Below are 24875 nucleotides of genomic sequence, written 5' to 3'. Positions count from 1 at the left end.
CAACGCTACACATAGAGCCACGCCCAAATTAGACGCGCAATCTTTTAGCTAAAAGGAAATTTCTAATCCCTCAAAATACAATAATGAAGGTGAAGTCTGATTGGAGGAGGTGGATGATGGTGTTTTTTCTGATTACGCTGACGCGATACATAGATGGCAGACATGCTTAATAATAGCAATACAGCCCATGAATGGAAAAATGGCTCAATTGTTAATGGAGGAACAGATAACAACGATTTGGCGCTTAATTCACAGGTAGACAATGAATAACTGTGCCCTGTAACGCTATTCTCATCAGCAATCGGTGTTGATAGTGGGTATTGTGTTTGAGAGACAGCCGTTGCTAAGCGCTCACTAATGATGTGGGCACCTAATGAACGCTGAACAATACAACACAAGATCAGCAAAACTGTTATCACCACTAGCCAGCGACCTGACCGCCAATTACTCATAGATGTTCCTCATCAATATGACCCGCTATCTTAACGGTAATCCACAGACAAACAACTCCTTAAGACAAACTTTACAAATCCCTACTTAGTTTATTTTTCTTATTACCTAAATTTTTCATCTTTAACCTTTATTTCTATAAGGTTTCTACTACAATAATTTTAAATATTGAAAACAACTTCCAAAAAAATAATCAACTACATTTGATTTCATTCTTTTATTGGGAGATACCTCTCGTATTTCACAAATTACACTTCCCAACAGTATGTTATTTGTTCTATCTATTAACATTATCAAAACAAATTAAAACAAAAAAGCAACAAGAAGCAAAACACAAATATCACTTATCACCACGACAGGAGTTATTATGCGCATGCGTAAACTAGCATTATCATTAATGATTTTAGGGGCTGCAGTAACTGTGCAAGCAGAAGAACTCACTGGAACCTTAAAGAAAATCAATGACAACGATATTATCATCGTTGGACACAGAGAATCCTCTGTTCCTTTCTCTTACTATGATAATCAACAAAAAGTAGTTGGTTATTCTCAAGACTATTCCAACCTCATTGTACAGGCAGTGAAAGACAAAATAGGAAAACCAAACTTACAAGTTCGCCTCATTCCTATTACTTCTCAGAATCGTATTCCATTATTACAAAATGGCACATTTGATTTTGAGTGTGGTTCAACAACTAACAATGAAGCTCGTCAACAACAAGCTAGCTTCTCTAATACTATTTTCATCGTAGGCACACGTTTACTGGCAAAAAAAGACAGTGGAATTAAAGATTTTGCTGATCTATCAGGTAAAAACGTTGTTGTAACATCAGGAACAACGTCTGAAATGTTACTCAACAAATTAAATGATGAGAAAAAAATGAATATGCGCATTATCAGCGCAAAAGATCATGGAGACTCATTCCGTACACTTGAATCAGGTCGTGCAGTTGCCTTTATGATGGATGACGCATTACTGGCTGGTGAACGAGCTAAAGCGAAAAAACCGGGTGAGTGGGAAATTGTAGGAACCCCACAATCAGAAGAAGCCTATGGCTGTATGTTGCGTAAAGATGACGCTCAATTCAAAGCGTTAATTGATGAAACTATCGCTAAAGCACAAAAATCAGGTGAAGCAGAAAAATCATTTAATCGCTGGTTTAATGCACCTATCCCACCTAAAAATCTTAACTTAGAATTCACCATCTCGGATGAAATGAAAGCCTTATTTGCATCACCAAATGATAAAGCATTGAACTAAAAACACATAATTAGTTGATGCAAAATAAATAATTATAAAGTATCTGTTGGACAGACAGATCAGTGAAGTTTGGGGCAGCCGTTCCCTGCCCCTCTTTTTCACCGGAGGTGAAATCATGTCGATTGATTGGGATTGGGGGATATTCTTCCAAGAAGCCCCATTCGGAAACACCACATACTTAGGATGGCTGATTTCTGGCTTCCAAGTCACTATTGCCTTATCTCTATGCGCTTGGGTTATCGCCTTTCTTGTCGGTTCTTTATTTGGAATTTTACGCACCGTACCTAATCGTTGGCTTTCAAGCTTAGGCACTGTTTATGTTGAGTTATTCCGTAACGTACCACTTATTGTTCAATTCTTTACGTGGTATCTCGTCATTCCTGAATTATTGCCTCAATCTATTGGCGACTGGTTTAAAATGGACTTAGCGCCCAATGTGCAATTTTTTGTCTCATCAGCACTCTGCTTAGGTTTATTTACCGCAGCACGTATGTGTGAACAAGTTAGAGCCGCAATAAACTCATTACCTCGAGGTCAAAAAGCTGCAGGCTTAGCATTGGGCTTAACTTTACCCCAAACCTATCGTTATGTTTTATTACCCAATGCATACCGCGTCATTATTCCACCAATGACATCCGAAATGCTCAATCTCGTGAAAAACTCAGCGATTGCTTCTACTATCGGACTTATTGATATGGCGGCACAAGCGAATAAACTTCTCGACTATTCAGCAAAAGCGTATGAGTCATTCACTGCTATCACACTCGCCTATGTATTTATCAATGTCATCATTATGCTAATCATGAGTTGGCTTGAAAAACGTGTACGTTTACCCGGCACAGCAGGAGGTCAATAATGTACGAATTTGACTGGAGTTCTGTTGTTCCGAGCCTACCATTTTTAGTCGATGGAATGGCTATCACACTAAAAATCACTATCACCGCTATTGTGGTCGGTATTTTATGGGGAACGGTGCTTGCGGTTATGCGCCTATCAACCTTTAAACCTATTAGCTGGTTTGCCGCCGCTTATGTTAATACCTTTCGTTCTATCCCATTAGTCATGGTATTGCTGTGGTTTTATTTAATTGTGCCTAACATATTACAAAATGTTCTAGGCCTTTCTCCGAAAAGTGATATCCGTTTAATTTCAGCAATGATAGCGTTCTCTTTATTTGAAGCGGCTTATTACTCTGAAATTATAAGAGCAGGTATCCAAAGTGTTAGCAAAGGACAATTTTCAGCCTCACTCGCGTTAGGTATGACCAAATCACAAACAATGCGTTTAGTGATCTTACCTCAAGCCTTTCGAGCCATGATCCCGCTATTACTGACTCAAGGAATTGTATTATTCCAAGATACATCCTTAGTTTACGTTTTAAGTCTTACTGACTTTTTCAGAACAGCGGCAAATATTGGAGAACGAGATGGAACACAAGTTGAGATGATCCTCTTTGCTGGTTTTGTTTATTTTGTCATTAGTTTCGCCGCTTCGATGTTAGTGAACTTTCTTAAAAAAAGGACTACCTAGATGATTTCCCTAAAAGACGTATCCAAATGGTATGGTCAGTTTCAAGTACTGACTGAATGTTCCACTGAAGTTAAAAAGGGGGAAGTTGTTGTTGTCTGTGGGCCTTCTGGATCAGGTAAATCAACACTGATCAAAACAGTGAATGGCTTAGAGCCTATACAACAAGGCGAGATCCTTGTTAATGAAATAAAAGTAAATGATAAACATACAGACCTTGCTAAATTACGAGCAAAAGTGGGTATGGTATTCCAACATTTTGAACTCTTCCCTCACCTCTCTATTATTGAAAATCTTACACTGGCACAAGTTAAAGTGCTTAATAGAGAGAAAACTGCCGCAAAAGAGAAAGGGTTAAAACTATTAGAACGTGTAGGATTATCAAACCATGCTAATAAATACCCAGCCCAGCTTTCAGGTGGTCAGCAACAACGCGTCGCCATTGCTCGCGCATTATGCATGGATCCGATTGCAATGTTGTTTGATGAACCCACATCAGCACTTGATCCTGAAATGATTAATGAAGTGCTTGATGTAATGGTCGAACTGGCAAATGAAGGTATGACGATGATGGTAGTAACCCATGAAATGGGGTTCGCTAAAAAAGTTGCCGACCGTATTATTTTTATGGATGAAGGTAGAATTGTGGAAGATAGACCTAAAAATGACTTTTTTGATAATCCAAAATCAGATAGAGCAAAAGATTTCCTCGCTAAAATTCTGCACTAATCTCCACATCCCCTCTGCTGGCGTGCTTTTTTAGCACGTCAGCCCCAAATAATAATTTAGATTAACCTCGCAATTAAATATCAAGTAATCTTCTTTTCTCGCAACATCACTATTATTTTTTCACAAAATACGCATTTATTGTCTTTTGGCTTTAACTATTTCCAAGATATCTCGCAATTGTCTTGAAAAAGTTATGCAAACAGTGGCTTTCATTGAGATCAATAGTTGTGGCTATTAGACAAAATCAGCTATGCTATGCAAGTCTTAATTTCATAATAGCGGTTACCCTCCGGTAGCCATTAATTCACCATAGGATTATCGGTGCCATGCAAGAACAATATCGTCCCGAAGATATAGAGCAAACTATCCAGGAACACTGGGAAAAGAACAATACATTTAAAGTGACAGAAGATAATAACAAAGAAAAATATTACTGCCTGTCAATGCTACCTTATCCTTCTGGCCGACTTCACATGGGACACGTCCGCAACTATACCATTGGTGACGTGATTTCCCGTTATCAACGTATGCTAGGTAAAAACGTCTTACAACCTATCGGTTGGGATGCGTTCGGTTTACCTGCAGAAGGTGCCGCAGTAAAAAATAACACCGCTCCAGCGCCATGGACTTACGAAAATATCAATTATATGAAAAACCAGTTAAAAAAACTGGGTTTTGGTTATGATTGGGATCGTGAAGTCACTACTTGTACTCCAGAATATTATCGCTGGGAACAGTGGTTCTTTACTAAGTTATATGAAAAAGGCTTAGTTTATAAAAAGACCTCTGCTGTTAACTGGTGCCCACACGACTTAACCGTTTTAGCCAACGAACAAGTTATTGATGGCTGTTGCTGGCGTTGTGATACCCCTGTTGAACGTAAAGAAATTCCACAGTGGTTTATCAAAATTACCGAGTATGCTGAAGAGCTATTAAACGATTTAGATACGTTAGATGAATGGCCTGAACAAGTTAAAACCATGCAACGTAACTGGATTGGTCGCTCTGAAGGTGTCGAAATTAAATTTGATGTTGCTGATAGCGACGACACAATGACCGTTTATACAACGCGTCCAGACACATTTATGGGTGTCACTTATGTTGCAGTTGCAGCAGGTCACCCATTAGCGCAAAAAGCCGCTCAAAATAACCCTGAAGTTCAACACTTCATTGATGAATGCCGTAACATGAAAATGGCAGAAGCCGATATGGCAACAATGGAGAAAAAAGGAATTGCAACAGGCCTTTATGCTATTCATCCATTAACTAAAGAGAAAGTCGCCATTTGGGTTGCTAACTTTGTATTAATGGAATACGGCACAGGTGCTGTAATGGCGGTTCCAGGTCATGATGAACGTGACTGGGAATTTGCAACTAAATACAATTTACCAATTAAAGCTGTTATTGCAGATGCTGAAGGTAATCAACCTGACTTATCTGAAGGTGCATTAACCGAGAAAAATAGCCTAATTAACTCTGGTGAGTTCTCTGGATTAGACAACCAATCTGGCTTTAACGCAATTGCAGATAAACTGGCACAAATGGGTGTTGGTGAGCGTAAAGTTAACTACCGTTTACGTGACTGGGGTGTTTCTCGTCAACGTTACTGGGGTGCGCCAATTCCAATGGCTACTTTAGAAGATGGCACTGTTGTTCCTGTCCCTGAAGATCAACTGCCTGTGATCCTGCCAGAAGATGTAAAAATGGACGGGATCACCAGTCCAATCAAAGCAGATCCTGAGTGGGCAAAAACCACAATCAATGGTCAGCCAGCACTACGTGAAACTGATACTTTCGACACCTTTATGGAATCTTCTTGGTATTATGCTCGTTATACCTGCCCAGATTACGATAAAGGCATGTTAGATCCAAAAGCAGCTAATTATTGGTTACCTGTTGACTGGTATATTGGTGGTATTGAACACGCCATCATGCACTTAATGTATTTCCGCTTCTTCCATAAACTGATGCGTGATGCAGGTTTAGTGAACTCTGATGAACCAGCAAAACGCTTACTGTGTCAAGGCATGGTATTAGCTGATGCCTTCTACCACACTGGTGAAGATGGTGCTCGTCATTGGGTATCTCCAGCTGAAGCTATCGTTGAACGCGATGAGAAAAACCGCATCATTAAAGCAACTGACAGTGAAGGTCATGAACTGACTTATGCTGGCATGAGCAAAATGTCTAAATCTAAAAATAACGGTATCGACCCACAAACGATGGTTGAACGTTATGGTGCAGATACCGTTCGTTTATTTATGATGTTTGCTGCTCCACCAGAATTAACTCTGGAATGGCAGGAATCTAGCGTTGAAGGTGCAAACCGTTTCTTACGTCGTTTATGGCGTTTAGTTCACGAGCACACTCAAAAAGGAGCGACACAGTCTCTTGATCTTTCTGCACTAACAGAAGAACAAAAAGATTTGCGTCGTGACTTACATAAAACGATTGCGAAAGTATCTGATGACGTAGGTCGTCGTTTAGCCTTTAATACCGCAATTGCCGCCATTATGGAGTTAATGAATAAATTAACTCGTGCAACACAAGAAACAGAACAAGATCGTGCTTTAATGCAAGAAGCATTAGAAGCCATTGTTCGTATGCTTTCTCCAATCATCCCTCATGCTTGTTTTGTTATGTGGCAGGCATTAGGTGGAAAAGAGGACGTTGATGTTGCACCATGGCCTGTTGCTGATGAAGAAGCAATGATTGATGACACCAAGCTGATCATCGTTCAAGTGAATGGTAAAGTACGCGGTCGAGTCACTGTTCCGGCTAATTCAGAAAAAGAATATGTTCAGGAAATGGCGACAAAAGAGTACAGTGTTGCTAAATACTTGGAAGATGTGACTATTCGTAAAGTCATCTATGTTCCAGGAAAATTACTGAACATCGTTATTGGCTGATAAGGAGGCCTAGTGCGATATCTACTTTCGCTATTTTTCGGTTTAGCGGTGTTAATCACCGCTGGCTGTGGTTTTCACCTTCAAGGTAAAACTCAGGTTCCAGCAGAATTAAAAACGCTTTATCTTAGCTCTGGTGACCCTTATGGCCCATTATCTCGTGTAATGCGTCAACAACTTAGACTGAGTGGTGTTCAGCTTGTTGAAAATCCAACGGCAAATATCCCTATTCTAAAAATTGTCGGTTCATCAGAAAGTAAAGAGACCGTTTCTGTGTATCAAGACGGTAAATCAGCAGAACGTCAATTAACATTTGTGCTTGATGCACAAGTGATTATGCCTGATGGTACGATTTACCCAATTTCATCACAGGTTTCACGTCCATTCTTCGATAACCCATTAGAAGCATTAGCGAAAGATGCTGAAAATGACATTATCAAGCAAGAGATGCGTGAACAAGCGACAGCAATATTAGTGCGTAAATTATTAGTTGTTCACAATGCTGAACGGCAAAAGAGTGCACAAGCTGAGCAGGCAAAACAGATAATCTCACCCGCCAAATGATCCGCTTATATCCAGAACAACTGAATGCGCAGCTCCAAGAGGGGCTGCGCCAAAGTTACCTACTCTGGGGTAATGAACCTCTGTTACTCCAAGAGTCTCAAGATGCTATTCAATCCGTTGCTAAATCCCAAGGATTTGTCGAACATTATCAATTTACCCTTGATAATAATACGGACTGGAATGAAATTTACTCGCTTTGTCAATCGCTAAGCCTTTTTTCTCAAAGACAATCTCTTCTACTGCATTTGCCTGAAAATGGCCCCAATGCAGCGATGTCAGAGAAACTTACTCGCCTATCTCAAGAATTACATCAAGACTTATTGTTGATTTTACGTGGCAATAAACTCACAAAAGCACAAGAAAACAGTGAATGGTTTAAAACATTAAGCCAACATGGAACCTATGTTTCTTGTCTGACACCTGAGCTTGATAAATTACCTAATTGGGTTGCGCGGCGAGCAAAACAAAAAGGGTTAGCGCTGGATGAACAAGGTAATCAATTACTTTGCTATTGTTATGAAGGAAATTTATTGGCACTAGCACAAGCCATTGAGCGTCTTTCTCTGTTATATCCTGACGGTAAGCTAACGCTCCCAAGAGTAGAAGCTGCAGTCAATGACGCGTCACATTTTACCCCTTATCACTGGGTTGATGCTTTACTGGCCGGGAAAACACAACGTGCATGGCATATTTTGCAACAACTCAAAAGAGAAGACTCTGAACCTGTTATTTTACTCAGAACTTTACAACGTGAGTTAATGCAGTTGATTACGCTACATCGAGAATCTAAAACGGCTTCGTTAAAAACGATTTTCGATAAACATCGAATTTGGCAAAACCGACGCCCAATATTCACAGCAGCACTACAACGTTTATCTGAACATCAATTGCTGACAGCAATACGATTACTTGCAACAATTGAAATTACTATTAAACAAGATTATGGACAGACAGTTTGGCCTTCTCTTAGTGCTCTGGGTTTATTACTTTGTGGAAAAGCATTGCCGGAAGGATTTGTAAGTCATGTCTAAAATCAATCCCTCAACACCTTTAATTAACCAAGCCATTGCTTTATATGGTGGTACATTTGATCCTATTCATTATGGGCATTTGCGTCCTGTTGAAGCTCTTTCCGGATTAATTGGTTTAAAAGAAGTGATTTGGTTACCTAACAATATTCCTCCTCATCGTCCTCAACCAGAGGCCTCTTCTCAACAACGTCTTGAGATGGTACGTCTGGCTCTTGAGCCATATTCTTCATTTACAGTCGATACTCGTGAACTTGAGAAACCAACACCTTCTTATACTATTGAGACATTAAGAGACTTCAGAAAAGAAATCGGCGATAAACAACCCTTGGCTTTTATTATTGGTCAAGATTCATTACTTTCGATTAACACATGGCACCAATGGGAAGATCTGCTCGAAGTATGCCATTTACTAGTTTGCGCCCGCCCTGGTTATCAAACACATTTCGACTCAGCGCAAATGCAAAAATGGCTGACCAAACATCAAACTCATCAGCAAGAAGATATTCACTGTTTACCTGCGGGTAAAATATTTCTGGCTGATACGCCTCTTTATAATATATCAGCAACAGATATTCGTGCTCGTCACAAAGCAGGTTTAGATTGTCACGATTTACTACCTAACTCTGTTGAAGACTATATTCGCCAGCAACAACTCTATAAATAATTAAGACTAAAGTTGCTCTCTTAAATAATTAAAAGCGAAGGGATAAGGTGAAAAATAGCGTTGATGGTTCAAATACTCATCAGGATAAACTGTTAACCAATATTTGAGTAAATCATAAGGTTTAGATAAAGGCACGATACCTTGACGATATTGTAAAATTGTCTGTGTCATTTCTTGTTTTTGTTGTGAGTTTAGATCCCGCTTAAAATACCCAGCCATATGCATTAACGCATTAGTTTGCCCTTCTCTATTTGCTGCAACACTCAATGCCTTCATTAGCTTTCCCTGATATTTCGATGCAACTTCTTCAAGGGGAATGGAATCAGAAAAATTAGCAATATCATGCCCCAACTCTCGATAAGCCACTTGTGAATAAGTCATAATTAAATATTTATATCGGCTATGAAATTTAACCAAAGCCCCTTTAGTTAATGATTGATTAACCTGTTGTTGGTAATCAAATAGTGTGAAAAATTGGGTAAGAAAATGGTCTAGAACAATAGGTTGTAAAAATTGATCAATATTTAATTGAGGTAAAGTAAAATTTGGGGGTGAGGAAAGGCTGTCTCCTTTTTTTCCGATATAACCATAAAGTGGCAATAGATTATCTCTATTTTGAGCCTCTATCTGCATAATACCTATCTTTTCCGCCTGAACAGTATCGCAAAGCAATGCTAACTTTTCTTGTAATTGGTGATTAGTGTTACTCATAATTTCTGAAGATATCCCGAGATAATTCACTTTTCTTTCCATTCTTTTTCTCTCCAATTAAAAAGTCTGAGCATTACACGGTATAATCTGACGCTAACAAAGTAAAAACACACCTAATTAGGTGTTTCATGAGCATTGACAGACGAGGTTTAGCTGTTATTCTCACCCTCTGTTCCCTTAAGGGAACTGTAAGGTAAAACTGTCGTCTAAACGGAAAAGTTCTTATCTGCCTTCTTTTTGTTATCTATTATGACGCAGTTAATAGGCATATATGAATTTTTCTAAATCAAACGTCGAAAAACAAGAAAATAAGGTTTATGTTCTTGTTATTGCTAACTAGAATTAATCATCCAGTAAAATAGATTTATTGGTATAAATTCCTTTAAAATAGCGTTTATTATTTTTTCGACTAAATCAACCCATTAGATTAAAGGTGATCCTTTTGCAAGGTTCTGAATTACAGCAATTTATTATTGATAAACTTGAAGATTCTAAAGCTCAAGACATTATTGCATTAGATGTCCGCGGAAAATCAAGTGTAACTGATTACATGATTATTTGTACAGGTACCTCAAGCAGACACCTCATGTCAGTTGCAGATAATCTCGTTGATGATTGCCGCGAAGCGGGATTACAACCTTTAGGTGTTGAAGGACAAGGCGTTTCTGACTGGATTGTCGTTGACCTTGGTGAAGCCATGGTACACGTTATGCAAGAAGATAGTCGCCGTATGTACGAACTTGAAAAACTCTGGAGCTGAGTTTGAAATTACAGCTCATTGCCGTTGGTACAAAAATGCCGGACTGGATACAGACCGGCTTTATGGATTATCTTAATCGATTCCCCAAAGATATGCCTTTAGAACTTATCGAGATCCCTGCAGGCAAGCGAGGAAAGAATGCGGATATTAAACGTATTCTCGAAAAAGAAGGTGAACAGATGTTAGCTGCAGTAGGTAAAGGAAATCGTATCGTCACTCTCGATATTCCTGGCGCTCGCTGGGATACGCCAAAACTTGCAGAACAACTTGATCGATGGAAGCTTGATGGTAGAAATGTCAGTTTACTCATTGGTGGCCCGGAAGGATTAGCACCCGCTTGTAAAGCAGCAGCTGAACAAAGCTGGTCTTTATCTCCTTTAACAATGCCACATCCCCTTGTTCGTGTTGTGGTTGCAGAAAGCCTTTATCGAGCATGGAGCATTACCACAAACCATCCTTATCATCGTGAATAATCAATAAATTGGCGGGTCAGTAAGTGAAGTCAAATGGGATGAAAAGAAAAAAACGTACCCCGTTTCGAGATTATACTGCGGAATCAAAGCTATTTATCCGACGTGTAATTGTCGCATTTTCAGTAATTATTATATTGAGTGGTGTTTTGGTTTTTAACCTCAATCACTTACAGATCGCTCGCCATGATGATTATCAGACACGTTCAAATGATAACAGAATTAAATTAGTACCGATCGCTCCCAGCAGAGGCATTATTTACGATCGCAAAGGTATCCCTCTTGCGCTCAATCGTACTATCTACCAATTAGAAATTGTGCCTGAAAAGGTAGTAAACTTACAAGAAACTCTGGAAAGCTTAAGGGATGTTGTTGACTTAACTGACGAAGATATTGCTGCATTTGAGAAAGAGCGCAAGCGCTCACGTCGATTTAGCTCTATCGCCTTAAAAACAACATTAAGCCAAGTACAAGTTGCGCGTTTCGCTATCAACCAATATCGCTATCCCGGTTTAGAAATCAAAGGCTATCAACGTCGTTATTATCCTTATGGTTCAGCATTGACGCATGTAATTGGTTACGTCGCAAAAATTAATGATAAAGATGTTGAACGTCTTGATAAAGAAGGTTTATCACCTAACTATGCTGCAACTCATGATATTGGTAAGTTAGGCATCGAACGTTATTATGAGTCTACTTTGCACGGCACAACAGGCTATGAAGAGGTTGAAGTTAATAGCCGTGGTCGAGTTATTCGCCAATTGCACGAACAACCGCCACAAGCAGGTAAAGATATTTATCTTACCATCGACCTTGAACTGCAAACCTATATTGAAACATTACTCACTACAAGCCGAGCTGCGGTTGTAGTAACCGATCCTCGCAATGGTGAAATTTTAGCTCTGGTATCAAACCCAAGTTACGATCCAAACTTATTTGTTGGTGGGATTTCAAATACTGAGTATCAAGGATTACTAAACAACCCGGATAGACCACTGATCAACCGAACAACTCAGGGGCTTTATCCACCTGCATCAACCGTGAAACCCTTTATGTCTGTTGCAGCATTGAGTGAAGGTGTAATTACAGCCAATACAACAATTCATGATCCCGGCTGGTGGCAACTCCCTGGCTCCGAAAAACGTTATCGAGATTGGAAACGTTGGGGACATGGAAAACTTAATGTCACAAAATCTATCGTAGAATCTGCGGATACCTTCTTCTACCAAGTTGCTTATGATATGGGAATTGATCGTATATCAACTTGGATGGGCCGCTTTGGCTATGGCGAATATACAGGTATTGATCTCTCTGAAGAGCGTAATGGCATCATGCCAACACGTGAGTGGAAACAGCAACGTTATAAAAAGCCTTGGTATCAAGGTGACACGATCCCAGTAGGTATTGGGCAAGGTTATTGGACAGCAACGCCAATTCAAATGGCGAAAGCTTTAATGACATTGATTAATGACGGTCAAGTTAAAACCCCTCACCTACTTTACGGTACCAAACTAGGCAATGAAATGTTGCCTTATGTTGATACTGAAACCCGCCAAATTGGCGATATCAACTCAGGTTATTGGGAACTAGCAAAACACGGTATGTATGGTGTGGCTAACTTCCCGAATGGCACAGGTCGCCGAAGTTTTGCTGATGCACCTTATAAAATAGCAGCAAAATCGGGAACTGCGCAGGTGTTTAGTTACGAAACCTACAATGCTAGCCAATTGGCAGAACATCTTCGTGACCACAAATTGATGATTGCCTTTGCGCCTTATGATAAGCCAACTGTAGCCATCTCTATTATCCTAGAAAATGGTGGTGCAGGCCCTTCTGTCGGTGATATTACAAGACAAATTCTTGACCACATTCTCCTTGGTGATAACAACACTGTATTGCCAGTATCTCCACCAGCACCACGTGGTTCAGAGGAATAATACTCATGACTGAAAATAATAAGAAAAAATCCTTCTGGACACGGATCCATATCGACCCGTTATTCTTACTTTGTATTCTTGCGTTATTAGGATACAGCGCGTTTATTATGTGGAGTGCCAGCGGGCAAGATCCAGAAATGATGCAACGTAAGTTAGGACAGATTGCTATGGGGTTCATGATCATGATAGTCATGGCGCAAATCCCACCAAGAGTCTATGAAAGCTGGGCTCCTCATCTCTATTTCTTTTGTGTTATTTTACTTATTCTTGTTGATGTCTTTGGGCAAATCAGTAAAGGAGCACAACGTTGGCTAGATTTAGGTATTGTTCGTTTTCAGCCTTCAGAAATCGCTAAAATAGCGGTGCCTTTAATGGTCGCTCGATTTATGAATCGCGATGTGTGCCCTCCTACATTACGTAATACGGCTATTGCTCTGGTACTTATTTTTGTACCAACTTTATTAGTCGCCGCACAGCCCGATTTAGGAACATCCATTCTTGTTGCCGCATCGGGTTTATTTGTTCTTTTTCTTGCGGGAATGAGTTGGCGCCTTATCACCGTGGCTATTATTCTTGTTGCCGCTTTTATCCCCATACTCTGGTTTTTCCTCATGCATGATTACCAGCAAGCACGGGTAATGATGCTTCTCGACCCTGAATCAGACCCGCTTGGGGCAGGATATCATATCATCCAATCTAAAATTGCCATTGGTTCTGGTGGATTACATGGAAAAGGATGGTTACAAGGCACTCAATCTCAATTAGAATTCTTACCTGAGCGCCATACAGACTTTATTTTTGCTGTATTGGCGGAAGAACTCGGATTAATTGGTGTTTTGATACTACTGACTCTTTATATACTCTTAATCGCGCGAGGCCTTTACCTTGCAACGAAAGCACAAAATACATTTGGTAGAGTAATGATTGGCGGGTTAATGCTAATTTTCTTTGTCTATGTCTTTGTCAATATAGGGATGGTGAGTGGCATTCTTCCTGTTGTAGGTGTTCCGTTGCCGCTAATGAGTTATGGAGGCTCGGCCCTTATTGTATTAATGGCCGGGTTTGGTATCGTGATGTCGATTCATACACACCGAAAACTACTATCGAAAAGTTTATAATGAGGTCTTTATGCGTCTGCAATGGGTTTTGATTAGTATCAGTGCATTGCTACTGTCAGGGTGTGTTATTGATAAACCGAATACCAATAAACAGCCAGCACCATTACCCAATGTGCCAGCTCAACGTGTTCTCGGTGCAGAGCCACGTTACGAGCCTTATCACCCTACGGCGAATCAAGATTACCGAAAAAATGGGGTGGTTTACCGTATTGTGTCTGATCCTGCAAACTTTAGTGAGCGAGGAGAAGCTGTTGTCTATGATAGTTTAGCGATGAGTCGTTTAACTACCATTGGTGAACGCATTAATCCCTATGAGTTTGCAGTCGCTCATCCTACATTACCGATCCCAAGCTATGCGAAAATTACAAACTTGCTTAATGGGCGCACAATGGTTGTACGTATTAACGACCGTGGCCCTTACGTCAATGGAAAACAGATCCAAGTCACTCCAGCGGTTTCTGATAGTTTACGTTTAATGCCGACAACACCATTGCTTATTGAAGGAATTGTTGTTGACCCAAATGGCCATATGAGCGGTATTGGTACACATGGTGCGCAGATAGAGAAGAAAACAACCGCATTGCCTGAGCGCCCTAACTTTAATGCTCAGCCAGCAACAGTAACATCGGCGCCATTAGCAACATCAACGCCAGTCAACAACACTACACCTGTTGAGCCATCGGCTCCAGTGCAAGTAAAAGCGCCTACTCCACTTCCAACGCCAGCTCCTGCAAAGGCGGAAGCACCAAAACCAGTATTACCTTCAAATTCCATAGCACAAGGCTTTTATGTCCAAGTTGGTGCTCTCAGTAACGAAAATAATGCACAGTTTTGGCTCAATGATTTATCGTCACTATTTAATACCCAAGGTGTGATCAACAAAATAGATGGATTATATAAAGTGCAACTAGGCCCTTATTCATCTAAAGATCAAGCTGAAATGATAAAAAACAAGCTAAAACAAGTTAAAGATATCACTGGGTTTATTATTACCCAATAAAGGATAATTTTACGTAAAATCCTTTTTATATCAGCAAATTCAAGCGTAAAATCGTCTGGGTTTGCTGATATTTTATTTATCAGTCCCTATTTTTCCCTGAATTTTTGGATTAAACAAACAGAATGAAACAGATACTCCCAGCAAAATTACTAAGAACAAGCCTATTAAGTGCCACTTTTGCTTTACTCACAGTAAGCCATCAAGGTATTGCGGAAGATTCCCTAAAAACAATGATACCAGCTGTTCCTAGTATCGAAGCCGAATCTTATATTCTTATTGATTATAATTCTGGGAAAGTATTGGCTGAAATGAACGCTGACGTTCGCCGTGATCCTGCAAGTTTAACCAAAATGATGACCAGTTATGTTATCGGTCAATCCATTCGTGCTGGTAAAATCTCTAATAGCGATATCGTACCCATTGGTGAAGAAGCATGGGCAACAGGTAATCCTGTTTTTCGTGGCTCTTCTTTAATGTTCTTAAAACCTGGCGACCAAGTTACTGTCGCACAATTAACCCGTGGCATTAATTTACAATCAGGTAATGATGCTTGTGTCGCAATGGCCTCTTATATTGCCGGAAGCCAAGATACATTTGTAACCATGATGAACGATTACGTTAAACGCCTCGGTTTACAAAATACACAATTCCAAACCGTTCATGGTCTTGATGCTCCGGGGCAATATAGCTCGGCTCGCGATATGGCACTAATTGGTGCTGCATTAATTCGCGATGTACCTGATGAATATGCCATCTATAAAGAAAAAGAATACACCTACAACAATATCCGCCAAACTAACCGAAATGGTTTATTGTGGGATACCAGTTTAAATGTTGACGGTATTAAAACAGGTCATACAGCATCAGCAGGTTATAACCTCGTCGCTTCTGCAACTGAAGGTGATATGCGTTTAATTTCTGCAGTTATGGGGGGGCATTCATCTAAAGGCCGTGATGCTGAAAGTAAAAAATTACTTACTTGGGGTTTTCGTTTCTTTGAAACTGTAAAACCATTGCAAGTGGGTAAAGAATTCGCAGCTGAACCTATCTGGTATGGTGAAACAGATAAAGTACAATTAGGGGTAGATAAAGATGTTTATTTAACTATTCCTCGTGGTCGTTTAAAAGATTTAAAAGCAAGCTATATTCTTGATAATGTAGAATTACATGCGCCAGTAGCTAAAAATCAAGTTGTGGGAACCATTAATTTCCAACTTGATGGTCAAGTTATCGAACAGCGCCCGCTAGTTGTGATGAATGAAGTAAAAGAAGGTGGTTTCTTTAGCCGTATTATCGACTATATCAAATTATTATTCTCACACTGGTTTGGCTAAGGCTTGAAAAAGATAAATGTGACCACATATAACTTTTATACAGATATTGGCAGAAACACATTTACCATTCCCATATTTACCCTAATTACCAGTATCGCATTCCTTATTATGTAAGGAATGCGCTTTTTATTTGCTAAGATTAGGTGTAGAAATAAATTATTAAAACAACAACGCCTGTTGTCTTAAGGAATTACATTATGATGAAAACAAAATTAAATGAACTATTAGAGTTCCCATGTTCTTTCACTTATAAAGTGATGGGTCATGCAAAACCAGAACTAGTAGATCAAGTCGTTGAAGTCATTCAACGCCATGCGCCTGGTGATTACACTCCTTCAGTAAAGCCAAGTAGTAAAGGTAATTACCACTCTGTTTCTATTACCATCAACGCAACTCATATTGATCAAGTAGAAACATTATATAAAGAATTAGGTGAACTTGAACTGGTGCGTATGGTTCTGTAACCTCTTCTTTTAGCAAATGACTTTTTAAAAGCGCCTTTCATTAAGGCGCTTTTTCTTATTCGGCATTTCCTCATTTTTCACTCTATCTCGGAAAAAAAACATCTCAATCTGGTAGTTCATTTACTGGAGCGTTATACTGCTCTTCACAATTACGCTACAAATGAAGATTTTCACGGTGCAAGACAAGACAATCATTATTCGCCAATTAGGTGTGAAACCCTATTTACCGGTTTCTGATTCTATGCATCAGTTTACGGAAAAACGGGAAAGTCACACACCTGATGAAATATGGCTAGTTCAACATGAACAGGTTTTTACCCAAGGCCAAGCAGGTAAAGCTGAACACTTATTAAATACGGGAGCTATCCCTGTTATTCAATCTGATCGTGGTGGCCAAGTAACTTATCATGGCCCTGGTCAACAAGTGATGTATGTTTTAATTGATTTAAAACGCAATCATGTAGGTGTTCGTCAATTAGTCACCGCTCTTGAAAACACCGTTATAGATACGCTAGCAGAGTTTAATGTAGAAGCTTATGCTCGCGCTGATGCACCTGGCGTTTATGTGAAGGGTGATAAAATTTGCTCTTTAGGATTGCGTATCCGTAAAGGTTGTTCCTTTCATGGACTTGCGCTCAATATCGATATGGATTTATCTCCTTTTGCTCGAATAAATCCTTGTGGTTATTCTGATCTAAAAATGACGCAATTAATTGATTTTGCACCGAATACGACAACGACACAGGTAGCACCGTTATTAGTTAAGCATTTTTGTACACAACTAGGATTTCAACCACAGCAATAAAAATGCTATAATTTTTTTAACATTTGTCATATTTTTTTAAAACCCTGATTACCTCAGTCACATCGTGTTAATCACTCTAGATAACTGGAACTGGCACAATTATGAGTAAACCTATTCAGATGGAACGCGGAGTTAAATATCGCGACGCCGATAAAATGGCACTTATTCCTGTTAAAACAGTCGCTACAGAACGTGAACAACTGCTACGCAAACCTGATTGGATGAAAATAAAGCTACCCGCTGACTCAAGTAAAATTCAGGGTATCAAAGCAGCAATGCGTAAAAATGGCCTTCATTCCGTCTGTGAAGAAGCTTCTTGTCCTAACCTTGCTGAGTGTTTTAACCACGGAACGGCAACCTTTATGATCTTGGGCGCAATTTGTACACGCCGTTGCCCATTCTGCGATGTCGCTCATGGCCGCCCTAATGCTCCGGATCCTCAAGAGCCAGAAAAACTTGCTCAAACCATTAAAGATATGGGGTTACGCTACGTCGTAATTACGTCCGTAGACCGTGATGATTTACGTGATGGCGGAGCTCAACATTTTGCTGATTGTATTGCTGCAATTCGTGCAAAAAACCCAACAATCCGTATTGAAACATTAGTTCCTGATTTCCGTGGTCGTATGGATAAAGCACTTGAGATCCTCACTGACACTCCACCAGATGTCTTTAACCATAACTTAGAGAATGTTCCTCGCGTTTATCGCCAAGTACGTCCAGGTGCTAACTATCAATGGTCGCTGACATTGTTAGAGCGTTTTAAGCAAGCTCACCCAGATATTCCAACAAAATCAGGTTTGATGGTCGGTCTTGGGGAAACCAACGAAGAAATTATTGACGTTATGCGTGATCTGCGTAAACATGGGGTAACGATGCTGACATTAGGGCAATATTTACAGCCAAGCCGTCACCATCTTCCTGTTCAACGCTACGTCAGTCCTGACGAGTTTGAATATATGAAAGAGCAAGCACTTGCGATGGGCTTTACCCATGCAGCTTGTGGGCCGTTTGTTCGCTCGTCTTATCATGCTGATCTTCAAGCTCAGGGGATTGAGGTTAAATAACAATTTATCTCTCATGCTTAATATTGCAATTGCTGTATTTATAGGTGGTGGTTTAGGTAGTGTATTACGCTGGCTGATTAGCTACCGCCTAAATTCTATTTTTCCTCATTTTGCCACAGGTACCTTTATTGCTAACTGCATTGGTGCTTTTATCATTGCCTTTGGTATCGCTTGGTTTAGCAAAGCACCACATATTGATCCTATTTGGAAAATTATGCTAACTACTGGCTTTTGTGGTGGCCTGACAACATTTTCAACCTTTTCTGTCGAAGTTGTCGCACTCTTAACTGAGGGGAAGATAGGATGGGCATTAAGTACGATGGGCGCTAATTTGGCTGGCTCATTTTTAATGACCGCATTTGCATTTTGGTTACTACGCGAGATGTAATGTTTGGAATATAAAAACCTGTTATAAAATGGGCTTTGCTCTAGATACTTAAAAACCCGTTAAATAACGGGCTTTGCTCTAGATACATAAAAACCCGTTAAATAACGGGTTTTTACTTGTCTCAAAGAAGTCGTTAATTAGATAGCGACAACGTTTGCAGCAGATGGCCCTTTCGCGCCGTCAGTAACTTCAAACTCTACTTTTTGACCTTCAGCAAGGGTTTTAAAGCCTTCTGATGTAATAGCGGAAAAGTGTACAAATACATCTTTGCTGCCATCTTCTGGAGTGATAAAACCAAAACCTTTAGTTTCGTTAAACCACTTAACGTTACCTTTTAATTTAGACATCAAGTTTACCTTTAAAATAGAAAATAAACGCAAGCGTTTTGCGTTAGCTATAGTAAAACAAAAATGATGATTCCCTGTCCACAGTCTAGATCACGAAACTCACATTTTTTTTCTGCCAAATGATTAATATTCAGACAAATCCCATGCCTTAACGCATAGTTCACTTAAGAAACAATACTTAATACTTACAATCTGAACTATTCATCGACTTCTACTTTTTCATATTGAAGTAGCCAACGCTTAATATCTAATCCACCAGTATAGCCGACTAGCTTACCGTTATGACCAATAACTCGATGACAAGGAATAATTAAAGAAATTGGGTTGCGTGAGTTTGCCATTCCTACCGCTCGGCAATAATTGACCGAACCTAATGTAAGCGCCAATTTTTTATAACTCCAAATTTCACCATAAGGGATGGTTTGTAATGTCTTCCAAACACGGTTTTGAAATTCCGTTCCTTCTGGCGCTAATGGCACCGAAAATGTCGTGCGTTTACCTGCAAAATACTCTTTTAATTGTTTTATACATTGGTTAATAACAGGACTTGAATTTACAGCAACCTCTTTGTCATTCACAAAATAGAGACTCGTGATCCCTTTTTCATTTGCAGTAATAGAGATATAGGGTTTTGGAAAGCCTTTAGGTGCATCGAGATAGTCTTGGTACATAATGTTTTCTCTGCTGATTTGTCTTTAGCAACCAGATTAAATCATGCTTGATTGATAAAGCAATCATCTAATTACTCGTATATCTAATAAAAATTGATCAATCTAGCGATCTAAAAATAAAATTAGTGCACTAACTGTTTAATTTTAATGATAATCATTATCAAAAATGAAAACCACCATATATTGTATGGTTGAAAACAAATAACTCTATATATAGTATTTAAGTACTTCTCATTATGGATGTGAAAACAGACGCATCCATATTTTTATAAGGGTTATTTTTATGTCTGTTATCCTCTATACCAAACCGAATTGTGTTCAATGCAGTGCCACAGAACGTGCTTTAAAACAGAAAAACATTCCGTTTGTTGCAGTTGATCTTACCAAAGATACACAAGCTCTCGCCCGTATCGTTTCTATGGGATATCGCCAAGTACCTGTTGTAGTTCACGGTGAACAACATTGGTCGGGTTTCTGCCCTGATAAAATCAGACAGATCACGCTCTAAAGGAGCTCCTCATGCAAACTGCACCTTTGATCTATTTTTCAAGTCGTTCTGAAAACTGCCATCGCTTTGTACAAAAACTCAATTTAAATGCGACCAGAATTATTGAAGCTGAAACATTGCTTGCAACGCAACCCTTTGTGTTGCTTTGCCCAACTTATGGTGGCGGTGGTACTAAAGGTGCAGTTCCTAAGGCGGTTATTCAATTTTTAAATATTCCTGGAAACCGTCAATTAATACGTGGAGTCATTGCTTCTGGAAATACTAATTTCGGTGCAGCTTACGGATTAGCTGGCGATATTATTGCACAAAAATGCCAAGTCCCTTTTTTGTATCGATTTGAATTATTAGGCACACCAGAAGATGTATATCGCGTAAAAATAGGTTTAAGTACATTTTGGTCAAGTCTTACTGACCAATGCATTACGAGATAATTAACATGACACAATCAACAGAACAACTGGATTACCATGCATTGAATGCCATGCTAAATCTCTATGATGAGCAAGGTAATATTCAGTTTGATAAAGATAAATTAGCGACACACCATTTTTTTCGTCAACATGTAAATCAAAACACTGTATTTTTTCATGATCTAAAAGAAAAACTCGAGTTCTTAGTACAACAACACTATTACGAAGCACAAGTGTTAGAACAGTATGAGTTTACCTTTATTAAACAGCTATTTAAACATGCTTATAGTAAAAAATTTCGCTTTCAATCATTCCTTGGTGCTTTTAAGTACTATACCAGTTACACCTTAAAAACGTTTGATGGAGAGCGCTATCTAGAGCGCTATGAAGATCGAGTTTGTATGGTGGCTCTCACGCTAGCACAAGGCAATACTGACCTTGCTATTCATCTTGTAGATGAAATTATTAGTGGTCGTTTTCAACCCGCTACGCCGACTTTTTTAAATTGTGGAAAACAACAACGTGGTGAATTGGTTTCCTGCTTTCTATTGCGTATAGAAGATAATATGGAGTCTATCGGTCGCTCGGTAAATTCCGCGTTACAGCTTTCTAAACGAGGCGGTGGCGTTGCATTTTTGCTCACCAATTTACGTGAAGCAGGCGCGCCGATTAAACGTATAGAAAATCAATCTTCTGGTGTGGTTCCTGTCATGAAAATGCTTGAAGATGCTTTTTCTTATGCAAACCAATTAGGTGCAAGACAAGGTGCCGGTGCTGTTTATCTTCATGCTCACCATCCTGATATTTATCATTTTCTTGATACTAAAAGAGAGAATGCAGATGAAAAAGTTCGAATAAAAACCCTCTCTTTAGGCGTTGTTATCCCTGATATCACGTTTGAATTAGCAAAACGCAATGAAGATATGTATCTCTTCTCACCTTATGATGTAGAACGAGTTTATGGCGTACCTATGTCCGAAATAAGTGTTAGCGAAAAATACAGTGAAATGGTGAATAACGCGCAAATTCGTAAGAAGAAAATTAAAGCGAGGGAGTTTTTTCAAACACTTGCCGAAATTCAATTTGAGTCTGGCTACCCTTATATCATGTTTGAAGATGCTGTAAATCGAGCTAATCCTATCGCGGGTAGAATTAATATGAGCAATCTTTGCTCTGAAATTTTACAAGTCAACAGTGCCAGTGAGTATCACCCAGACTTAAGCTATCGCCATATCGGTCATGATATCAGTTGTAATTTAGGCTCTATGAATATTGCTATGGCAATGGATTCACCTAACTTTGCACATACCGTCAGCACGGCAATTAGAGCATTAAGCAATGTTTCTGAAATGACAAAAATTGAGTCCGTTCCTTCTATTGAAAAAGGCAATCTCGCGTCTCATGCCATTGGTTTAGGACAAATGAATTTACATGGCTACTTAGCGCGTGAAGGGATTTATTACGGCTCTGAGGAAGCGTTAGATTTCACTAATATCTATTTTTATACCGTCACTTACTATGCGTTGTTAGCTTCAAACCAATTAGCGATTGAGAAAAAACAGCACTTTAAAGGCTTTGAAAATTCGAAATATGCAACGGGTGAATATTTTAATAAATATGTATCACAACAATGGTTGCCTAAAACACAAAAAATCCACCAGCTATTTAGCCAATCTAATGTTCATATTCCAACACAAGAAGATTGGCAGACTCTCAAGCAATCTATTATGACGCATGGGATCTATAACCAAAACTTACAAGCGATACCACCAACGGGATCTATTTCCTATATTAACCACTCTACATCGAGTATTCATCCTATTGCCGCACCAATAGAAATTAGAAAAGAAGGTAAAATTGGGCGAGTTTATTACCCAGCCCCCTTTATGACCAATGAAAACCGTCAGTATTATCAAGATGCATATGAAATTGGGGCTGAAAAAATTATTGATACTTATGCTGAGGCTTCTCAACATATCGACCAAGGTTTATCGCTCACATTATTCTTTTCTGATGAAGCAACAACCCGAGATATTAACAAAGCGCAAATATATGCATGGCGTAAAGGTATTAAAACCTTGTATTACATTCGTATCCGACAATCTGCATTAGCAGGTACTGAAATCAAAGGCTGTGTTTCGTGCGCACTTTAATAATAACAATAAGGAGAACATAGCATGTCATTACCTTTATTAAGCCATGTTAATGCAATTAATTGGAATCGCATTGAAGATGAAAAAGATTTAGAAGTTTGGAATCGTTTAACCATGAATTTTTGGTTACCTGAAAAAATTCCACTCTCTAATGATATTCCTTCATGGAACACCCTAACTCAAGCTGAAAAACAACTTACAATCCGTGTTTTTACAGGGCTAACTTTACTTGATACGATCCAGAATACCATAGGTGCACCGACTTTGATGCCTGATGCACTCACGCCTCATGAAGAAGCCGTATTATCTAATATCTGTTTTATGGAAGCGGTGCATGCTCGTTCTTACAGTTCGATATTTTCCACACTCTGCTTAACATCCGATGTCGATGAAGCATACCGTTGGAGTGAGGAAAATCCTTACTTACAAAAGAAAGCAGAAATTATTTTGCGTTATTATCAAGATGAAGATCCTTTAAAGAAAAAAATTGCCAGCGTCTTTTTAGAATCTTTTTTGTTTTATTCAGGATTCTATTTACCAATGTATTGGTCAAGCCGAGGAAAATTAACTAATACAGCCGATTTAATTCGCCTTATTATTAGAGATGAAGCCGTTCATGGTTATTATATTGGCTATAAATTTCAAAATCAGTTATTAAATAAATCTGAATTAGAGAAACAAGATATTAAAGATTTTGCTTTCTCATTATTATTAGATTTATATGACAATGAAGTGAAATATACTGAAGATCTTTACGACACTGTAGGCTGGACAGAAGATGTCAAAAAATTTCTTCATTATAATGCAAATAAAGCATTAATGAATTTAGGGTATGAAGCTTTATTTCCTGATGAAATAACCAATGTAAGTCCTGCTATTCTTTCTTCATTATCACCAGATGCAAATGAAAACCACGATTTCTTCTCTGGCTCAGGATCATCCTATGTTATTGGTAAAACCATTAACACTGAAGATGATGATTGGGATTTTTAAGATTTATTGGATTAATTGAAGGTAAAAGAAACAATACAATACATTCAATTTAATTATGTATCACACATAAAACATAATACACTGAAAAATATAGACTATTTTTTGGTGTATTTTAATTTGTTCACTAAACAATCTAATTGATGGATTTTTGCCGTTCAATATTGTCAAAAAATCAATTTTTTTCGAATTATCCCAGCCTATTTCTAGTATATAAACCTTATCACAAGGTATTAAATATTAATTTATCTAATATGTATTGATTTTTTTTCATTTAATTTTCATCTCTATTTCTCTTCTATTTTGATATTAAGTTTTCGTTTTTATTGAGATCCTAATTAAATTTGCAATACCTCTAAAAATAAAGTTATTTCAGTCAGTTAGAGGTAAATACATCTTTTAATAAATTTTATTTATTTCACTTTATTTAATTATTAATTATATTAAAAACAACGAAAATACAGCCAAATTATTTAATTAATTATAATGAACATAGGGTTGTCAGACTCAATCATTGTGGTAGGGTAATTCCCTTACTAAAAATCTTATTTAGGAAAAATAACAACACTTATTAATTAATATTTAATTTATTCCTTTCAATATTTAAATA

26 protein-coding genes are annotated in these 24875 nt (G+C 38.6%); 22 read left to right on the top strand and 4 right to left on the bottom strand.

Annotated elements, in window-relative coordinates:
• Window positions 1–62: 62 nt before the first annotated feature.
• Complete coding sequence (locus NBG71_RS00225) at window positions 63–452, bottom strand: metal resistance protein (RefSeq protein ID WP_098943888.1); 390 nt, start codon at window positions 450–452, stop codon at window positions 63–65.
• A gap of 365 nt (window positions 453–817) precedes the next feature.
• Between NBG71_RS00225 and NBG71_RS00220 the strand changes: the two genes are divergently transcribed.
• The 8 genes from NBG71_RS00220 to nadD all read left to right on the top strand — a co-directional run bounded on the left by NBG71_RS00220 (window position 818) and on the right by nadD (window position 9132).
• A complete protein-coding gene (locus NBG71_RS00220) occupies window positions 818–1711 on the top strand; it encodes an amino acid ABC transporter substrate-binding protein (protein WP_075671582.1) in 894 nt (297 codons plus the stop codon).
• 115 nt (window positions 1712–1826) lie between these two features.
• Entirely contained in the window at window positions 1827–2567 is a 741-nt protein-coding gene (locus tag NBG71_RS00215; RefSeq protein ID WP_099660172.1) for an amino acid ABC transporter permease, read from the top strand.
• A complete protein-coding gene (gene gltK / locus NBG71_RS00210; protein ID WP_006537724.1) occupies window positions 2567–3241 on the top strand; it encodes a glutamate/aspartate ABC transporter permease GltK in 675 nt (224 codons plus the stop codon). The genes NBG71_RS00215 and gltK overlap by 1 nt, the downstream gene beginning before the upstream one ends.
• Window positions 3242–3967, top strand: a complete 726-nt coding sequence (locus tag NBG71_RS00205) for an amino acid ABC transporter ATP-binding protein (protein WP_075671580.1) — start codon at window positions 3242–3244, stop codon at window positions 3965–3967.
• A gap of 326 nt (window positions 3968–4293) precedes the next feature.
• Window positions 4294–6876, top strand: a complete 2583-nt coding sequence (gene leuS, locus NBG71_RS00200) for a leucine--tRNA ligase (protein ID WP_075671578.1) — start codon at window positions 4294–4296, stop codon at window positions 6874–6876.
• 12 nt (window positions 6877–6888) lie between these two features.
• Window positions 6889–7437 carry an LPS assembly lipoprotein LptE gene (gene lptE / locus NBG71_RS00195; protein ID WP_075671576.1) on the top strand — a complete coding sequence of 183 codons (549 nt, stop codon included), beginning with the start codon at window positions 6889–6891 and terminating at the stop codon, window positions 7435–7437.
• Entirely contained in the window at window positions 7434–8468 is a 1035-nt protein-coding gene (gene holA, locus NBG71_RS00190) for a DNA polymerase III subunit delta (protein ID WP_099660170.1), read from the top strand. Before lptE ends, holA begins: the two co-directional genes overlap by 4 nt.
• The gene (nadD, locus tag NBG71_RS00185; protein ID WP_109420311.1) at window positions 8461–9132 is read left to right on the top strand and encodes a nicotinate-nucleotide adenylyltransferase; all 672 of its coding nucleotides are present in this window, start codon (window positions 8461–8463) and stop codon (window positions 9130–9132) included. The genes holA and nadD overlap by 8 nt, the downstream gene beginning before the upstream one ends.
• A gap of 6 nt (window positions 9133–9138) precedes the next feature.
• Here the strand turns inward: nadD and NBG71_RS00180 are convergent, their stop codons facing one another.
• Window positions 9139–9885 carry a YbgA family protein gene (locus NBG71_RS00180; RefSeq protein ID WP_250916442.1) on the bottom strand — a complete coding sequence of 249 codons (747 nt, stop codon included), beginning with the start codon at window positions 9883–9885 and terminating at the stop codon, window positions 9139–9141.
• Between the two features lie 391 nt (window positions 9886–10276).
• On the opposite strand from NBG71_RS00180, the gene rsfS reads away from it, so the two are divergent.
• The 10 genes from rsfS to crcB all read left to right on the top strand — a co-directional run bounded on the left by rsfS (window position 10277) and on the right by crcB (window position 19186).
• Window positions 10277–10603, top strand: coding sequence for a ribosome silencing factor (gene rsfS / locus NBG71_RS00175; protein ID WP_006537732.1), 327 nt, complete (start codon window positions 10277–10279; stop codon window positions 10601–10603).
• Between the two features lie 2 nt (window positions 10604–10605).
• Window positions 10606–11076, top strand: a complete 471-nt coding sequence (gene rlmH / locus NBG71_RS00170) for a 23S rRNA (pseudouridine(1915)-N(3))-methyltransferase RlmH (RefSeq protein WP_004246050.1) — start codon at window positions 10606–10608, stop codon at window positions 11074–11076.
• A gap of 38 nt (window positions 11077–11114) precedes the next feature.
• Window positions 11115–13010 carry a peptidoglycan DD-transpeptidase MrdA gene (gene mrdA / locus NBG71_RS00165; protein ID WP_075671568.1) on the top strand — a complete coding sequence of 632 codons (1896 nt, stop codon included), beginning with the start codon at window positions 11115–11117 and terminating at the stop codon, window positions 13008–13010.
• A 5-nt stretch (window positions 13011–13015) separates the two neighbouring features.
• Complete coding sequence (gene mrdB / locus NBG71_RS00160) at window positions 13016–14128, top strand: peptidoglycan glycosyltransferase MrdB (RefSeq protein ID WP_075671566.1); 1113 nt, start codon at window positions 13016–13018, stop codon at window positions 14126–14128.
• Between the two features lie 10 nt (window positions 14129–14138).
• Window positions 14139–15128, top strand: coding sequence for an endolytic peptidoglycan transglycosylase RlpA (gene rlpA / locus NBG71_RS00155; RefSeq protein ID WP_075671564.1), 990 nt, complete (start codon window positions 14139–14141; stop codon window positions 15126–15128).
• Window positions 15129–15250: 122 nt separating this feature from the next.
• Window positions 15251–16462, top strand: a complete 1212-nt coding sequence (gene dacA / locus NBG71_RS00150; RefSeq protein WP_075671562.1) for a D-alanyl-D-alanine carboxypeptidase DacA — start codon at window positions 15251–15253, stop codon at window positions 16460–16462.
• 200 nt (window positions 16463–16662) lie between these two features.
• Window positions 16663–16926: a DUF493 family protein YbeD gene (gene ybeD / locus NBG71_RS00145; RefSeq protein ID WP_036912266.1), complete on the top strand. Its 264-nt coding sequence runs from the start codon at window positions 16663–16665 to the stop codon at window positions 16924–16926.
• Between the two features lie 160 nt (window positions 16927–17086).
• Window positions 17087–17731, top strand: coding sequence for a lipoyl(octanoyl) transferase LipB (gene lipB / locus NBG71_RS00140; protein ID WP_075671560.1), 645 nt, complete (start codon window positions 17087–17089; stop codon window positions 17729–17731).
• A gap of 101 nt (window positions 17732–17832) precedes the next feature.
• Window positions 17833–18798, top strand: coding sequence for a lipoyl synthase (gene lipA / locus NBG71_RS00135; protein WP_075671558.1), 966 nt, complete (start codon window positions 17833–17835; stop codon window positions 18796–18798).
• Window positions 18799–18811: 13 nt separating this feature from the next.
• Window positions 18812–19186 (top strand): fluoride efflux transporter CrcB, encoded by a 375-nt coding sequence (crcB, locus tag NBG71_RS00130; protein WP_023581134.1) that lies wholly within the window; start codon window positions 18812–18814, stop codon window positions 19184–19186.
• A 137-nt stretch (window positions 19187–19323) separates the two neighbouring features.
• Here crcB and cspE read toward each other — a convergent pair whose 3' ends face one another.
• Together cspE and NBG71_RS00120 are read right to left on the bottom strand one after the other, a co-directional pair.
• A complete protein-coding gene (gene cspE / locus NBG71_RS00125) occupies window positions 19324–19533 on the bottom strand; it encodes a transcription antiterminator/RNA stability regulator CspE (RefSeq protein WP_023581133.1) in 210 nt (69 codons plus the stop codon).
• A 197-nt stretch (window positions 19534–19730) separates the two neighbouring features.
• The gene (locus NBG71_RS00120; protein ID WP_075671556.1) at window positions 19731–20204 is read right to left on the bottom strand and encodes a methylated-DNA--[protein]-cysteine S-methyltransferase; all 474 of its coding nucleotides are present in this window, start codon (window positions 20202–20204) and stop codon (window positions 19731–19733) included.
• A gap of 283 nt (window positions 20205–20487) precedes the next feature.
• Between NBG71_RS00120 and NBG71_RS00115 the strand changes: the two genes are divergently transcribed.
• From NBG71_RS00115 to nrdF, 4 genes are read left to right on the top strand one after another with little or no spacing between them, the layout of a single operon-like run.
• Window positions 20488–20712, top strand: a complete 225-nt coding sequence (locus tag NBG71_RS00115; protein ID WP_075671554.1) for a glutaredoxin family protein — start codon at window positions 20488–20490, stop codon at window positions 20710–20712.
• Between the two features lie 11 nt (window positions 20713–20723).
• The gene (gene nrdI, locus NBG71_RS00110) at window positions 20724–21143 is read left to right on the top strand and encodes a class Ib ribonucleoside-diphosphate reductase assembly flavoprotein NrdI (RefSeq protein WP_075671552.1); all 420 of its coding nucleotides are present in this window, start codon (window positions 20724–20726) and stop codon (window positions 21141–21143) included.
• 5 nt (window positions 21144–21148) lie between these two features.
• Complete coding sequence (nrdE, locus tag NBG71_RS00105; RefSeq protein ID WP_099660164.1) at window positions 21149–23275, top strand: class 1b ribonucleoside-diphosphate reductase subunit alpha; 2127 nt, start codon at window positions 21149–21151, stop codon at window positions 23273–23275.
• 24 nt (window positions 23276–23299) lie between these two features.
• The gene (gene nrdF / locus NBG71_RS00100; RefSeq protein ID WP_075671548.1) at window positions 23300–24268 is read left to right on the top strand and encodes a class 1b ribonucleoside-diphosphate reductase subunit beta; all 969 of its coding nucleotides are present in this window, start codon (window positions 23300–23302) and stop codon (window positions 24266–24268) included.
• Window positions 24269–24875 lie beyond the last annotated feature (607 nt).

It is taken from the genome of Proteus sp. FZP2095 (genome assembly GCF_023701425.1).
Lineage (GTDB): Bacteria > Pseudomonadota > Gammaproteobacteria > Enterobacterales > Enterobacteriaceae > Proteus > Proteus cibarius.
The sequence above is the reverse complement of the archived record's forward strand: the minus strand, read 5'-3'. Positions and strand labels throughout refer to the sequence as shown.

Coding starts and splice junctions, on each gene's coding strand:
- NBG71_RS00225 (WP_098943888.1), bottom strand. CDS start 452: ATGAGTAATTGGCGGTCAGGTCGCTGGCTAGTGGTGATAACAGTTTTG.
- NBG71_RS00220 (WP_075671582.1), top strand. CDS start 818: ATGCGCATGCGTAAACTAGCATTATCATTAATGATTTTAGGGGCTGCA.
- NBG71_RS00215 (WP_099660172.1), top strand. CDS start 1,827: ATGTCGATTGATTGGGATTGGGGGATATTCTTCCAAGAAGCCCCATTC.
- gltK (WP_006537724.1), top strand. CDS start 2,567: ATGTACGAATTTGACTGGAGTTCTGTTGTTCCGAGCCTACCATTTTTA.
- NBG71_RS00205 (WP_075671580.1), top strand. CDS start 3,242: ATGATTTCCCTAAAAGACGTATCCAAATGGTATGGTCAGTTTCAAGTA.
- leuS (WP_075671578.1), top strand. CDS start 4,294: ATGCAAGAACAATATCGTCCCGAAGATATAGAGCAAACTATCCAGGAA.
- holA (WP_099660170.1), top strand. CDS start 7,434: ATGATCCGCTTATATCCAGAACAACTGAATGCGCAGCTCCAAGAGGGG.
- nadD (WP_109420311.1), top strand. CDS start 8,461: ATGTCTAAAATCAATCCCTCAACACCTTTAATTAACCAAGCCATTGCT.
- NBG71_RS00180 (WP_250916442.1), bottom strand. CDS start 9,885: ATGGAAAGAAAAGTGAATTATCTCGGGATATCTTCAGAAATTATGAGT.
- mrdA (WP_075671568.1), top strand. CDS start 11,115: ATGAAAAGAAAAAAACGTACCCCGTTTCGAGATTATACTGCGGAATCA.
- mrdB (WP_075671566.1), top strand. CDS start 13,016: ATGACTGAAAATAATAAGAAAAAATCCTTCTGGACACGGATCCATATC.
- rlpA (WP_075671564.1), top strand. CDS start 14,139: ATGCGTCTGCAATGGGTTTTGATTAGTATCAGTGCATTGCTACTGTCA.
- dacA (WP_075671562.1), top strand. CDS start 15,251: ATGAAACAGATACTCCCAGCAAAATTACTAAGAACAAGCCTATTAAGT.
- ybeD (WP_036912266.1), top strand. CDS start 16,663: ATGAAAACAAAATTAAATGAACTATTAGAGTTCCCATGTTCTTTCACT.
- lipB (WP_075671560.1), top strand. CDS start 17,087: ATGAAGATTTTCACGGTGCAAGACAAGACAATCATTATTCGCCAATTA.
- lipA (WP_075671558.1), top strand. CDS start 17,833: ATGAGTAAACCTATTCAGATGGAACGCGGAGTTAAATATCGCGACGCC.
- crcB (WP_023581134.1), top strand. CDS start 18,812: ATGCTTAATATTGCAATTGCTGTATTTATAGGTGGTGGTTTAGGTAGT.
- cspE (WP_023581133.1), bottom strand. CDS start 19,533: ATGTCTAAATTAAAAGGTAACGTTAAGTGGTTTAACGAAACTAAAGGT.
- NBG71_RS00120 (WP_075671556.1), bottom strand. CDS start 20,204: ATGTACCAAGACTATCTCGATGCACCTAAAGGCTTTCCAAAACCCTAT.
- NBG71_RS00115 (WP_075671554.1), top strand. CDS start 20,488: ATGTCTGTTATCCTCTATACCAAACCGAATTGTGTTCAATGCAGTGCC.
- nrdI (WP_075671552.1), top strand. CDS start 20,724: ATGCAAACTGCACCTTTGATCTATTTTTCAAGTCGTTCTGAAAACTGC.
- nrdE (WP_099660164.1), top strand. CDS start 21,149: ATGACACAATCAACAGAACAACTGGATTACCATGCATTGAATGCCATG.
- nrdF (WP_075671548.1), top strand. CDS start 23,300: ATGTCATTACCTTTATTAAGCCATGTTAATGCAATTAATTGGAATCGC.